Source organism: Neomicrococcus lactis (assembly GCF_014200305.1).
Taxonomy (GTDB): domain Bacteria; phylum Actinomycetota; class Actinomycetes; order Actinomycetales; family Micrococcaceae; genus Neomicrococcus; species Neomicrococcus lactis.
Genome location: NZ_JACHBL010000001.1, coordinates 2,481,314 through 2,493,998 on the forward strand (window position 1 = coordinate 2,481,314; position 12,685 = coordinate 2,493,998).

At 57.1% G+C, this 12,685-nt stretch carries 11 protein-coding genes; 10 read left to right on the plus strand and 1 reads right to left on the minus strand.

The genetic code is table 11. The features are described 5' to 3' along the window. The 10 genes from BKA12_RS11270 to BKA12_RS11315 all read left to right on the plus strand — a co-directional run bounded on the left by BKA12_RS11270 (position 1) and on the right by BKA12_RS11315 (position 11,210). Positions 1 to 894, plus strand: coding sequence for an amidohydrolase family protein (locus BKA12_RS11270; protein ID WP_183643889.1), 894 nt, complete (start codon positions 1 to 3; stop codon positions 892 to 894). Beyond that, positions 891 to 2,066, plus strand: a complete 1,176-nt coding sequence (locus BKA12_RS11275; RefSeq protein WP_183643892.1) for an acyl-CoA dehydrogenase family protein — start codon at positions 891 to 893, stop codon at positions 2,064 to 2,066. The genes BKA12_RS11270 and BKA12_RS11275 overlap by 4 nt, the downstream gene beginning before the upstream one ends. Positions 2,067 to 2,111: 45 nt before the next feature. Then, entirely contained in the window at positions 2,112 to 2,567 is a 456-nt protein-coding gene (locus BKA12_RS11280) for a MaoC family dehydratase (RefSeq protein WP_183643895.1), read from the plus strand. 166 nt (positions 2,568 to 2,733) lie between these two features. Then, positions 2,734 to 3,732, plus strand: a complete 999-nt coding sequence (locus BKA12_RS11285) for an ABC transporter substrate-binding protein (RefSeq protein ID WP_183643898.1) — start codon at positions 2,734 to 2,736, stop codon at positions 3,730 to 3,732. Between the two features lie 249 nt (positions 3,733 to 3,981). Beyond that, positions 3,982 to 5,532, plus strand: coding sequence for an acyl-CoA synthetase (locus BKA12_RS11290; protein ID WP_183643901.1), 1,551 nt, complete (start codon positions 3,982 to 3,984; stop codon positions 5,530 to 5,532). Between the two features lie 210 nt (positions 5,533 to 5,742). Continuing rightward, entirely contained in the window at positions 5,743 to 6,660 is a 918-nt protein-coding gene (locus tag BKA12_RS11295) for an ABC transporter permease (RefSeq protein ID WP_183643904.1), read from the plus strand. Continuing rightward, positions 6,660 to 7,433, plus strand: a complete 774-nt coding sequence (locus BKA12_RS11300) for an ABC transporter permease (RefSeq protein WP_183643907.1) — start codon at positions 6,660 to 6,662, stop codon at positions 7,431 to 7,433. Before BKA12_RS11295 ends, BKA12_RS11300 begins: the two co-directional genes overlap by 1 nt. Next, a complete protein-coding gene (locus tag BKA12_RS11305; RefSeq protein WP_183643911.1) occupies positions 7,423 to 8,367 on the plus strand; it encodes an ABC transporter ATP-binding protein in 945 nt (314 codons plus the stop codon). Before BKA12_RS11300 ends, BKA12_RS11305 begins: the two co-directional genes overlap by 11 nt. A gap of 247 nt (positions 8,368 to 8,614) precedes the next feature. After that, complete coding sequence (gene ligM, locus BKA12_RS11310) at positions 8,615 to 10,039, plus strand: vanillate/3-O-methylgallate O-demethylase (RefSeq protein ID WP_183643914.1); 1,425 nt, start codon at positions 8,615 to 8,617, stop codon at positions 10,037 to 10,039. 169 nt (positions 10,040 to 10,208) lie between these two features. Next, on the plus strand, positions 10,209 to 11,210 hold the full coding sequence (locus BKA12_RS11315) for an ABC transporter substrate-binding protein (protein WP_183643917.1): 1,002 nt from the start codon (positions 10,209 to 10,211) through the stop codon (positions 11,208 to 11,210). 78 nt (positions 11,211 to 11,288) lie between these two features. On the opposite strand, the gene BKA12_RS11320 is transcribed toward BKA12_RS11315, so the two are convergent. Next, the gene (locus BKA12_RS11320; protein ID WP_338087527.1) at positions 11,289 to 12,542 is read right to left on the minus strand and encodes an IS30 family transposase; all 1,254 of its coding nucleotides are present in this window, start codon (positions 12,540 to 12,542) and stop codon (positions 11,289 to 11,291) included. Between the last annotated feature and the right edge of the window lie 143 nt (positions 12,543 to 12,685).

The following is a 12,685-nucleotide window of genomic DNA, read 5'->3' on the forward strand; positions in this document are numbered from 1 at the left end:
ATGAGCGTTCGTTACGAAAGCGCTGTTGACGTCAGCGCGATTGTTGCACTGGATACCCATGTGCACTTGGAATGCGATAGCCATGGTCACTTGGCCATGCCGGATTCGTTCTTTGAGGCATCGGCAAAGTACTTCAAGGCTGAAGAGCGCACGCCCACTTTGGATCGCATCGCGGGGATCTACCGCGAGCGAAAGATGGCCGCCGTCGTCTTCACCGTGGATGCTCGGACCGCGCTCAAGCACGATCCGAACTCCGTGGATGAGCTTGTGGCGGATGCCCAGCGCAACAACGACGTGATTATTCCGTTTGGCACCGTGGATCCTTTGATGGGTGCGGAGGCGATTTCCGAAGCGCGTCGTCAGCACGAAGAGCTGGGTGTGCGGGGCTTCAAGTTCCACGCATCCCTGCAGGCTTTTGACCCATCAGCCGCCGAGCACTACCCGCTGTGGGAAGCGCTCCAGGAAATCGGACTGCCATGTGTATTCCACACCGGCCAGAACGGAATGGGCGCAGGTCTTCCCGGCGGTGGCGGCATCAAGCTGAAGTATTCGAATCCACTCTTGTTGGATGACGTCGCAGCGGACTTCCCCAACCTGCCGATCATCATGGCGCACCCATCGGTGCCGTGGCAGGAAGAAGCGAACTCGATCGCCACCCATAAAGCGAACGTCTACATTGACCTGTCCGGCTGGAGCCCGAAGTACTTCCCAGAGTCGCTCGTGAAGCTCGCGTCCAACGTGCTCTCCAACAAGCTGCTCTTCGGTACGGACTTCCCGCTCATTACTCCGGATAAGTGGCTGGACGCCTTTGCAGCATTGCCAATCAAGGATGAAGCGCGCGCCAAGATTCTCAAGGACAATGCAGTTCGCTTGCTAGGGCTGGACGCGAAGTGACTGAGTTCTACCCGAGTGATCAGTACGGCTTCTCGAACTTGTTGAGTGAAGCCGAGCTTTCCGTCCTGGGCCGTCTGCGGACAGTTCTAGATGAGAAGGTTCGTCCGGTCATCAATGATTATTGGGAACGCGCTGAATTTCCTACCGAGATTCTGCCGGACCTCATCAATCTGAACCTGATGGATCCGGAAGAGCTCAACGGTGAGGCGCCGTCAGCGTTGTATGGCGGGTTCCGCAACTTTGAACTCGCTCGCTTGGACGCCTCGATCGTCACGCTCTACAACGCGCAGTCTGGACTCTTTCGCACCACTGTGAATCTCGGCGGCGACGCCGAGCAAGTTACGGAGATGGATCCCAAGATTCGTTCGTTCGAGCTCACGGGCGTCTTTGCGCTCACCGAGCCGGACCACGGATCTGACATCGCTCGCGGTTTGGCCACCACGGCTCGCCAAGAAGCGAACGGCGACTGGATCATCAACGGCGAGAAGCGCTGGATCGGTGGCGCGTCCATGGTTCAAGTGCTGGCAACCTTCGCCCGAGATGAAGCGGACGGCCAGGTCAAGTGCTTCTTGGTGCCCACGGACTCCGAGGGCCTCGAGATTTCCAAGATGCACGGCAAGACCGCCTTGCGCATGATGCAGAACGCGGACATCACCTACAACGAAGTCCGGGTCTCTGATGATGCGCGCTTGCGCAACATCAACACGTTCGCGGACGTGGCCGCGTGCTTGCGCAACATGCGTTCCGACGTCGCCTGGATCGCCACGGGTTGCGCGGCCGGTGCCTACGAAGAGGCGCTCAAGTACGTGCTCCATCGCGAACAGTTCGGGCGTCCCATCGCTGGCTTCCAGCTGATCCAAGAAAAGTTGGCAACGATGCTGGCGAATGTCACCGCAAGCCTTGGCGTCGTCGTACGGCTTACCCAGCAACAAGCGGAAGGCGTCTATAAAGACGAAAATTCCGCCCTCGCAAAAATGTTCACGGCACGCATGCTGCGCGAAACCGTAGCTCTCGCCCGCGAAATTATGGGCGGCAACGGCATCTTGCTGGAAAACAATGTGGCTCGCTTCCATGCGGACGCCGAAGCCATCTACTCCTACGAGGGCACGGATGAAATCAACGCCCTCGTAGTAGGCAGAGCCATTACCGGGCTGAGCGCTTTCAACCGGTAATCCCACCAACCTCGATCTACAACAGACCACTAGAAAGGCACCACCATGACGCAGAAAGTCATTTCATACGACGAGCTCAAGGATGCAGCGGGCACGGACCTCGGCTACTCCGAGTGGCGCGCCGTCACCCAGGATCAGGTCAACCTCTTCGCTGACGCAGCGGATGACCACCAGTGGATTCACACGGATCCAGAAAGGGCCAAGGACGGCCCATTTGGCGGCCCTATTGCTCACGGCTACCTCACCCTCAGCCTGCAGATCGCTTTCTGGTCAGAAATGTTTGATGTTGAAGGCGTGACCACCAAGGTGAACTACGGCCTTGAAAAGGTTCGCTTCCCATCCCCAGTGCATGTTGGCAAGCAGATTCGCATGAAGGCCACCATCGCCGAGGTTGAAGAAGTTAAGGGCGGTTACCAGATCGCTGTTGACCAGGTTGTTGAGGTTGAAGGGTCCGAGAAGCCAGCCGTGGTTTCCCGCGGTTTGTACCGTTTCTACGCGTAATATTTCACGCCTTTTGCCTTGAAATTCCGGCCCTTTCGGGGGTCGGTTTTTCTTTGCCAAATATTCGTTGTGTTATTCAACGATTGAAGATACTATCTATTTATCATGTGGCGCAGATCACGTTGGTTCGCGCCATGCACACACTCTCTCTCTCCAAGGGGAAACAATGAAGCGTCTCTCAGCAATCGCCGCCGGCATGGCCGTTGCGGCAATCGCCCTCACGGGTTGTGGCGCGGGCTCGCCATCTGCGGCAACGTCCGGAACGGCATCTTCTGCTGCCGGCTCGAGCGCTGCTGGTCTCGAAGAAGTGACCGTCGGCCTCCTTCCAATCGCACCTTCCGTCGCTGTTGAATACGGCGTCAAGGAAGGCATTTTCGAAAAGCACGGCCTGAAGGTCACCGTTCAGTCCGCAAACGCAGGTGCGGCGATGTTGCCGGCCGTCTCCACTGGCGACATCGACTTCGGCGTGGGCAACCCACTCTCCGTCATGACCGCTGCGGACAAGGGCCTCGACATGCGCATTGTCACCGGCTACTCCAACTCCAAGGCCACTGGCGATGACATCAACGGTGTTGTCACCAAGAAGGATTCCGGCATCAATTCCTTCAAGGATCTTGCCGGTAAGACCACTTCCGTCAATGCACTCAAGACCCAGGGTGACCTCACCATCATGGAGTCCACTGCTCTTGATGGCGGCGACGCAAATGCCTTGAAGTTCTCTGAAATGCCATTCCAGGACATGGAAGCTCAGCTTTCCCGCGGAAACGTTGACGCTGTCTGGCTCCCAGAGCCTTTCCTGTCCCGCGCATTGGCTGACACCAACAACAAGCTCGTGGGCTACCCGAACCAGACTGCTGTTGCAGGTCTTCCAACCATGGTGACCTTCACTTCCGGCAAGATGGCCACCGAGCAGCCAGCTACGGTGAAGAAGTTCCAGGAAGCCATGACTGAGGTTCTCAAGGAAGCTGAGGGCGACCAGACTGGCGCCAAGGCTCTCTTGCCAGAATTCATGAAGATGGATGCCAAGGTTGCTTCCGGTTTGAAGATGGAAACCTGGGATGCCACCTTCCCAGAAGAGCAGCTCAAGAAGCTGGGCGACTTGGCTGCAAAGTACAAGTTCATCTCCCAGGCTCCTGACTTGAGCAAGCTCAAGGCTATTCAGTAGTCGTTAGTTTCGTGAGAAGGCGCCGGCGGTCCTGCTAGTCAGGGCTACCGGCGCCTTCTGCTTTGACAAGGATCTTTTGCGCTATCGCCCCCGATTTTGGCGCCGAGTCGGTGCTGCCGAAATTGAGGAAAAAACCACTCATTATTCGTTGTATTTTTCAATGATTGAAGATACTATCTAAATAATGTGGCGTCGATCACGCGCGAAGATCACCGCGGCAACGGAGAAAAGTCTAGAAAGCGAAGCGCAATGCAGAACAAAGGTCTGGGGAACTGGATTCACCGGCGGCGAGTCAAGAGTGCTGGCCGTCCAGCCGTTACTGGCATGGGACTTTCCTACACGTATGACCAGCTGGCGGGCAGGATTGATCGCCTAGCGACCGCGCTCGAAGAGCGTGGCGTCGCCCCGGGCGACCGCGTTGCTTACCTCGGTAACAACCACCCTGCGTTCCTCGAAGTGCTCTTCGCATCTGGTCTCCTTGGCGCCATTTTCGTGCCGCTGAATACGCGCCTTGCGCCGCCGGAAGTGCAGTTCGCGCTTCAGGACTCCGGATCAACGGTTCTGGTTGTTGACGCCTTCTTGGCTGAGCTCGCGCAGCGCGGTGCCGTTGAGACTTCGGTGGAGCACACGCTCGTAGTTCCTCGTGAAGGCGCCACGGTTGAAGCGGATTTTGAGGATTACGACGCCGCCGTCTCGGCTGCCGCTCCCGCGGTGCGCGATATCCCGGTTTCGTTGGAAGACGCAGCCATCATCTTGTACACGTCTGGCACCACGGGTCGTCCGAAGGGCGCCGTGCTCACGCACGGCAACATGACCTGGAACAGTGTCAACGTGCTGGTCGATTACGACGTCACCTCTGATGCGGTGGGCCTCATGATTGCCCCGTTATTCCATGTAGCATCTTTGGGCATGGGCGCTTTGCCGCTCTTGCTCAAGGGAGCGCATGCAGTCTTGCAGGACCGGTTTGAGCCAGGTGCAGTGCTGAGTGCGATTGAAGAATTCGGCGTTACTTCTTTGTCCGGTGTGCCGACCACGTATCAAATGCTTGCCGAGCATCCTCAATGGGCGGACGCCGACTTGTCCTCGTTGCGCATGCTCACGTGCGGCGGATCCGCTGTCCCTGTGCGCGTCATGGATGCGTATGAAGAGCGAGGCTTATCCTTCTCTGGCGGTTACGGCATGACGGAGACGGCGCCCGGAGCCACGAGCGTGCCACCGCATTACTCTCGCGAGAAGATGGGCAGCGCAGGCTTGTCCCACTTCTTCACGGATGTGCGCGTGGTGGATGCCATGGGCAACGAACTGCCTGCTGGTTCTGTCGGCGAAATCATCATTCAGGGCCCTAACGTCATTCACGAATATTGGAACCGCCCGGATACTGCCGCTGGCATGTTCCAGGATGGCGACTGGTTCAAGTCCGGTGACATGGGGTACTTGGATGATCAGGGCTTCCTCTTCATCTCTGACCGCATCAAGGACATGATCATTTCCGGCGGCGAGAATATTTATCCGGCCGAGGTGGAGCAGATCATCATCGAGCTCGATCAGGTCTCAGCGGTTGCCGTCATTGGACTCCCTGATGAGAAGTGGGGAGAGATCCCTCATGCTGTCATTGCGGTTGCTGAAGGCAAGTCGCTCACTCAAGAGGAAGTCTTGGCGCATTTGGATGGGCGACTGGCTCGTTACAAGATCCCGAAATCGGCGTCGTTCGTTGATGAGATGCCGCGAACGGCTAGCGGCAAGATTCGTAAAGCTGTCCTGCGTGATCAATATGCGAACGCGCGGACGTCGAAGAAATAGCAGTTTTAGCTTGCTAGCCATGAACGAAATAAATGAAAAAATTTCATCTAGTGGTAACCGAGTTTCAGAAAAATCATCTAGGCTCATAGTGAGACGCGGATCACGATGGTGGAACAATGAAGCATCAGCGTCTCCTCGTGATCGCGTACCCAAAGGAGAATCACTTCTCATGTCCCGTCAACACACACCATTGCAAGGAGGTGGAACGTCATGACCGTGGAAAATAACAACCCGTCATCTGAGTCGCCCAGCCCTAGCGCGGCTGCTCAGAGCGCCACGGCATCCTCCGTGGTTCCTCAAGAAGAGGCACGCATTCCCGTTCCCGTTCGAACAGCTACCAAGAAGCGCAAACGCAATTCGCCGCGTCGCTCTCTGTTGGGTCTCGCGGGCGTCTTGACGTTCTTCCTGATCTGGGAAATTACGCCCCGCATCGGCCTGTTGCCGGCAAAGTATTTGCCGCCTGCTTCTGAAGTGTTGGCTGTCTTCATCCAGGACTTGGGAATGGCGAGCTTCTGGAAGTCTGTTGGCGACACGATGCTCGCTTGGGGTATTGGCCTGAGTGTTGCCATTATTGCCGCCACGGCAATCGGCTTGGTGGTGGGCATGAGCCCGTTCTTGCGGAAGTTCACGAACTCCACCGTCGAGTTCTTGCGTCCTATCCCATCCGTAGCCCTCATTCCTATCGCCGTGCTGTTGTTCGGTGTGAAGATCGAGTCCTCATTGATGCTCATCATCTACGCGTCTTTCTGGCAGGTCCTGATCCAGACGCTCTACGGCGTGGCTGACGTGGACAACGTGGCGATGAATACCGCGAAGTCTTATGGATTCTCCTACTTCCAACGCTTGCGCGACGTGGTCTTCCCGACGGTGTGGCCGTTCCTCATGACGGGCATCCGTTTGGCGGCCGCTGTGGCGCTGATTCTTGCCATCACCGCCCAGTTGGTGATTGGTTCTCCAGGTCTTGGTAACGAGATCTCTCGGGCGCAGTCCGGTGGCGCAATCGCCGGCATGTACGCGCTCATCTTGGCCACTGGCCTCCTCGGCGTTCTCATCAACTTGGTGATGCGCTATATCGAAAAGAAGACTCTCGGATGGCACCCATCCGTTCGCGGTGAGGTGGTCGTCTAATGAACGTCCTCAAGCAGATTTTTTACATCCTAGCCTTGCCCCTGATCCTCGTGGGCACGTGGTGGGTCGGAACCAGTGGAGCGAAGAATTTCTTCGTCCCTACGCCCGCACTCCTTGCCGAACGCTTCGCCGCCACGTGGTTTGGCGAGCGCATCATGACGGACGTGCTGCCTTCGATCGGACGCCTCGTCACTGGCCTGCTGATCGCTATCGCTTTGGGCATCATCCTTGGCCTGCTCATTGGTTTGAACAAGTGGCTGCGCGACTTCACGGAGCCAGTCTTCGAGTTCTTCCGCGCCATCCCACCGCCAGTCTTGGTGCCAGTTCTCATGATCATCATGGGCATCAACGACTCCATGAAGGTTGCGGTGATTGTCTTCGGTTGTATCTGGCCGGTCCTGCTGAACACCATTGAAGGTGTGCGCTCGATTGACCCAGTGCAAAACGAGACCACGCGTTCATACGGCATCCACGGATTCGCCCGCATTCGTTACCAGATCCTGCCATCCGCAACTCCGCAGATCATGGCCGGTATTCGCCAGGCGCTTCCGATTGGTCTGATCCTGATGGTGATCTCGGAGATGTTCGCATCTTCCTCAGGCCTTGGCTTCACCATTGTGCAGTTCCAGCGTTCCTTCGCAATCCCAGAAATGTGGTCCGGCATCGTGGTGCTCGGCCTGATCGGTGTTGCGATGTCCTTCATCTTCCAGTTCATCGAGCGCCGCGTCCTGCGTTGGTACCGCGGTCTTAAAGAGGTAGAAAATGCCAGCTAATAACGAAAATCTCAACAACGAAAACCTCAACGTTCCTGGCGATCACATCCAGCAGCCTGCACGTTCTCGAGCGCTTCAGACCACGTCTACTGAGGCAGGCGGACCGGCGGGTCGCACGCTTCCAGATGATGAAACGTTGCTCCGCGTCCGCGGACTCAAGAAGGTTTACCACACGGACGGCGGCGACATTGAAGCTGTCCGCAACCTGACCTTCGACCTCGGCCGCAACGAGCTCGTCTGCTTGGTGGGTCCATCAGGTTCCGGTAAGACCACCTTGCTCAAGTGCATCGCCGGTCTACTTGCTCCAACCGAAGGCGAAGTAGTGCTCGCCGGCAAGAAGATCACGGCTCCGCCCAAGAAGATGGCCGTGGTGTTCCAGGAATACGGCCGTTCACTCTTCCCGTGGTTGCGCGTTGCAGACAACGTCGAGCTTCCTCTGAAGAACGCCGGCGTCCCGAAGGCCGAGCGCACCCGCTTGGTCAATGAGGCACTCGAGGCAGTGGGCTTGGCACACGTGCCGAAGTCCTACCCATGGCAGCTCTCGGGCGGTATGCAGCAGCGTGTGGCCATCGCCCGCGCCGTCGCTTACCAGCCAGAGGTGCTCCTCATGGATGAGCCTTTCGCAGCCGTCGACGCGCAGACGCGTGCCGACCTCGAAGACTTGGTGCGCCGCATTTGGAAGCAGCTCGGCATGACCGTGCTCTTCGTGACGCACGATATCGATGAGTCCGTCTACTTGGGCCAGCGCGTCATCATCCTGTCTTCTTCTCCCACCGTGGTGCAGGAAGACTTGGTCATTGACCTTCCGGCAGAACGCGATCAGCTGGAAACGCGTGCAGATCCTCGCTTCACCGAGCTGCGTCACCATGTGTATGAGCAGATTCAGCTCGCCAAGAAGGGCCACCGCCCGGACGCGGAGAAGGTCAACCGGTAGTAGGTGCATTGACGGGCAGCTCGTCTACGCAGCAAGACGAGCGGCGCCGTCGTCATCAATAAAAATCAACAGAACGCGCAGCGGGATCGTCACGAACGAACCGGCTGCGCGTTCTTTTTCGTTGAATTATTCATCTACCTCTGGACATACCTATGAACATAGGTATATCGTCAAGACTAGTGGCGCGGGTCACATTTTCGAGTGATGTCCGCCGCGAATTGACGATTTAGTCGAAAGGCAAGAATCAATGGCGAACAACTTGCAAGAAGTCCTCGATCAGGCCGGAAATACGGTCGAATTTCTCCGTAACTCCCAAATCGGCGCCTACATCTACCCAGTGGTGGCACCGGAATTCTCCAACTGGCGCTCGGAGCAGCGCGCTTGGCGTGAGACCGCCGTTCTCTTTGACCAGTCCCATCACATGGACAACCTCATCCTCCGCGGCCCGGACGCTATCAAGCTCATCTCTGACACCGCCATCAACTCCGTGGCCAACTTCCCGGTCAACAAGGCCAAGCAGTATGTGCCTGTCACGCCTGCTGGTCACGTGATCGGTGACGGCATCCTCTTCCGCCAGGACGAAGATGAGTACGTGTACGTGGGCCGCGCACCGTCCACCAACTGGCTCTTGTACAACGCTGCAACCGGAGGCTACAACAACCTCGACATTGTCGAAGACCGCCGCTCTCCATCACGCCCTATGGGTAAGCCCGTGTCCCGCGAATACTGGCGTTTCCAGATTCAGGGCCCACGCGCATGGGACATCATCGAGAAGCTCCACGGTGGACCTCTCGAGCAGCTCAAGTTCTTCTCGATGGACTACATGAACATCGCTGGCGAGAAGGTTCGCACTCTTCGTCACGGCATGTCCGGTGCTCCTGGCCTTGAGATCTGGGGTCCATACGCCACGTATGACAAGATCCGCGACGCCGTCTTGGAAGCTGGCGCAGAGTTCGGCATCGCCGCCGTGGGCTCCCGTGCTTACCCATCCAATACGCTCGAATCCGGCTGGATTCCTTCGCCATTGCCAGGCATCTACACGGGTGAAGAGTTGCGCGCTTACCGCGAGTGGCTCCCAGCTACCTCCTACGAGGCCAACAACGCTGTGGCCGGTTCCTTCGTCTCGGATAACATCGAGGATTACTACCTCAACCCGTGGGAGCTTGGCTATGGCTCCTTCGTGAAGTTCGATCACGACTTCATCGGCCGCGACGCCCTCGAGAAGATCGATCCAACCAAGCAGCGCCGCAAGGTCACGCTGGCTTGGGAGAACGAGGACTTCAAGAAGATCCAAGATTCCATCCTCAAGCCGGCCGGCGAGAACTACAAGTACTTCGACTTGCCGTTGGCTAACTACGGTTCTTCGAACTACGACAAGGTCGTGGACGCAGACGGCAACGTCGTGGGCTTCTCGATGTTCACGGGCTACTCCTCCAACGAGCAGCGCGCGCTTTCCCTCGCAACCGTCAACGCGGATGTGCCAGAAGGCGCCGAACTCAAGGTTGTCTGGGGCGAGGAAAACGGCGGCACCAAGAAGACCACCGTTGAGCGTCACCAGCAGATCGAGGTCAGCACCATCGTCTCGCCAGTTCCGTTCTCCACGGTGGCTCGCGAGTCCTACCAGGGCGGCTGGCGCACCGGTTACAAGGACGGCGTAGCCATCTCCGAGTAATACCTATGTCATATCCCCGGAGCTAGTGACTAGCGTCATAGTTAGACGTAGCCTTGGGGTATGCCGGAACGTTGCCGGTTCTCAGTGATGCGAACCGGCAACGTTCTTCCCATTTTCAATCAATTCCAACGACTCTCTCCAAGTAGTCACCAATCACAAAGGAATCTCCATGAAAAAGCTGGCATCTGCGTTAGCGGCAGTGGCGCTCTTAACGCTTACTGCATGCGGAAGTGGATCTCCGTCCGGTTCATCAACCTCCGGTGCTCCATCCTCGGCAGCCTCCGGGGCTGCTGCGGGCCTTGAAAAGTCGAGCATCGAAGTGGGCGTTATCCCCATCGTTGACGTTGCTCCTATCTACCTCGGCGTGCAGGAAGGCCTCTTCAAGAAGGAAGGCCTGGACGTTAAGCTCACACTCGCTCAGGGTGGCGCTGCGATTGTTCCAGCCGTTACCTCCGGCCAGATGGACTTCGGCTTCTCCAACGTCACATCGTTGATCGTTGGCCGCCAGAAGGGGCTCCCGCTCAAGATCGTCGCAGCTGGTCCGCAGACCACTGGCGATGAAAAGAATGACTTCGCTGCTGTGGTGACGAAGGCCGATTCCGGTATCAAGGACATCAAGTGTCTTGAAGGTAAGAAGGTCGGCGTGAACACGCTTGCCAACATCTCTGACTCGACCGTCTCCGAGGCCGTCAAGCAAGCTGGCGGCGATCCGTCCAAGGTTCAGTTCGTGGAAATGGCTTTCCCAGACATGCCTGCCAACTTGGCTAAGGGCAACGTGGACGCCATCGCTGCGGTGGAGCCTTTCGTGACGCTCGCTAAGAATGACGGCGCCGTCCCTGTCTTCTCCAACTACGCGTACCCGGTCAAGGACCTCATGGTTGCCACGTATTTCACGTCTGACCAGTACGTGCAGCAGAACCCTAAGACCGTTGCTGCCTTCACGAAGGCTATGAAGGCTTCGCAGCAGTTCGCTCAGGACAACCCTGACAAGGTTCGCGCAGTGCTTTCCACCTACACAAAGATCGATGCAGCTGTGGCTGCCAAGCTCACCTTCCCGAAGTTCCCGCAAGAAGTGAACAAGGAATCGACGCAGAAGATCGCCGAGATCTCCAAGGAGCGCGGCTTGATTCCTGAGCTCCCAGATATGAACGCGCTGCTTCCAACGGAGTAACGCTTTCGTCAGTACCCCCTTAACGAAGGACGACGACGTAGCTCGGCGGTTTCTATCGGTCGTTGCAACACTAGCGGTCTAGGGTTCTGATAGTAATTCATGTAATCGCTCGGCTGGAGTTTTCCAGTCGAGCGATTTTCTTGGGCGCCCGTTGAGTAGTATCGCCACTTGTTCGAGATCTTCCGGACCGTACTGACTTAGGTCTGTACTCTTTGGAAAATACTGGCGTAGTAGCCCGTTGGTGTTTTCGTTCGAACCACGTTGCCAAGGGCTGTGGGGATCACAGAAATACACGTCCATGTCTGTAGCGGCGCTGAATGACTTGTGTAACGCCATTTCGATTCCTTGATCCCATGTCAGTGAACCGCGTAGGGCTTCAGGTAGCTTCAGCATCGTGTTGATCAGACCGTCGCGCACCGTCTGGGCGGTGTGATCTCTGGGTAAATGCACGAGCATCACGAACCGGGTGGTGCGCTCGACTAGGGTTCCGATCGCGGACAGATTCCCGGCGCCCATGATCAAGTCGCCTTCCCAATGGCCAGGCACCGCACGGTCCTCGACAGTGGCGGGTCGTTCGCTGATGTTAATCATTCCATCGCGGAAACGCGGCTGACGTTCATCAATCTTTTTCTGTGGTTTACGTCGTGCTCTGCCAGAACGTAGCGCTTGCGTGACTTCCCGTTTTAGACCGCCACGAGCCTGCAGATAGATCGATTGATACACCGTTTCCTGACACACCTGCATCTCCAAATCATCAGGGTGATCAGCCACCATCCGACGGCAGACTTGTTCCGGAGACCACCCTAGGCGCAAACCATAAGCAACGTAATCACGCAGCCGTCCTGGGCGCGCAAGTTTTGCTTCCTTCGGTCGTGACCTGCGAGCGACCGCTTGCCGGTGCGCAGTATGAGGATAGTAAGCACCGCCTATAGAGCAGTTCCTGCGGACCTCTCTGCTGATGGTGGACGGTGAACGCTGTAGCTTCACGGCGATTTGACGATATGAATGTCCTGCAACGGTCATCGCGTAGATTTCCTCCCGTTCAGTCATGGACAGGAACCGCGCATCAATCTGTTGCTCCAACGCACGCAAGCTCGGACTGGCACTCGTTTGATGCTGGCCGGCGATATGGGTATAGGTGGTCACCCCACTTTTGTAGTTCACTACACGACCATCGGGATAGACCCTCCCGTTTCCATTCTTGCGAACACCGTTATCCCAGTCCTTGGCCGTGCTGGGATGAATGCCTACCAGTTCGGTAGCCTCACGACGGCTCATGCCTTGGGCTCGTAAACGCACGAACTCTTCGCGTTGACGCGCACCGCGTCTGATAGTTTTCAACCCGGCTTCCGCGGCCCACAGGTAACAAGTAGGGTAAGGAATATTCACTTCGCCAGCCGCTTTACTGACGTTCTGGTGTTTTTCAAAAGCAGCGAAAAACGCAGCTTTTTGTTCCGGCGTGTACTTCGAACGCG

What these genes read in the sequence shown, in the direction of transcription:
- BKA12_RS11270 (WP_183643889.1), top strand. Translation starts at nt 1, where the DNA reads ATGAGCGTTCGTTACGAAAGCGCTGTTGACGTCAGCGCGATTGTTGCA.
- BKA12_RS11280 (WP_183643895.1), top strand. Translation starts at nt 2,112, where the DNA reads ATGACGCAGAAAGTCATTTCATACGACGAGCTCAAGGATGCAGCGGGC.
- BKA12_RS11285 (WP_183643898.1), top strand. Translation starts at nt 2,734, where the DNA reads ATGAAGCGTCTCTCAGCAATCGCCGCCGGCATGGCCGTTGCGGCAATC.
- BKA12_RS11290 (WP_183643901.1), top strand. Translation starts at nt 3,982, where the DNA reads ATGCAGAACAAAGGTCTGGGGAACTGGATTCACCGGCGGCGAGTCAAG.
- BKA12_RS11295 (WP_183643904.1), top strand. Translation starts at nt 5,743, where the DNA reads ATGACCGTGGAAAATAACAACCCGTCATCTGAGTCGCCCAGCCCTAGC.
- BKA12_RS11300 (WP_183643907.1), top strand. Translation starts at nt 6,660, where the DNA reads ATGAACGTCCTCAAGCAGATTTTTTACATCCTAGCCTTGCCCCTGATC.
- BKA12_RS11305 (WP_183643911.1), top strand. Translation starts at nt 7,423, where the DNA reads ATGCCAGCTAATAACGAAAATCTCAACAACGAAAACCTCAACGTTCCT.
- ligM (WP_183643914.1), top strand. Translation starts at nt 8,615, where the DNA reads ATGGCGAACAACTTGCAAGAAGTCCTCGATCAGGCCGGAAATACGGTC.
- BKA12_RS11315 (WP_183643917.1), top strand. Translation starts at nt 10,209, where the DNA reads ATGAAAAAGCTGGCATCTGCGTTAGCGGCAGTGGCGCTCTTAACGCTT.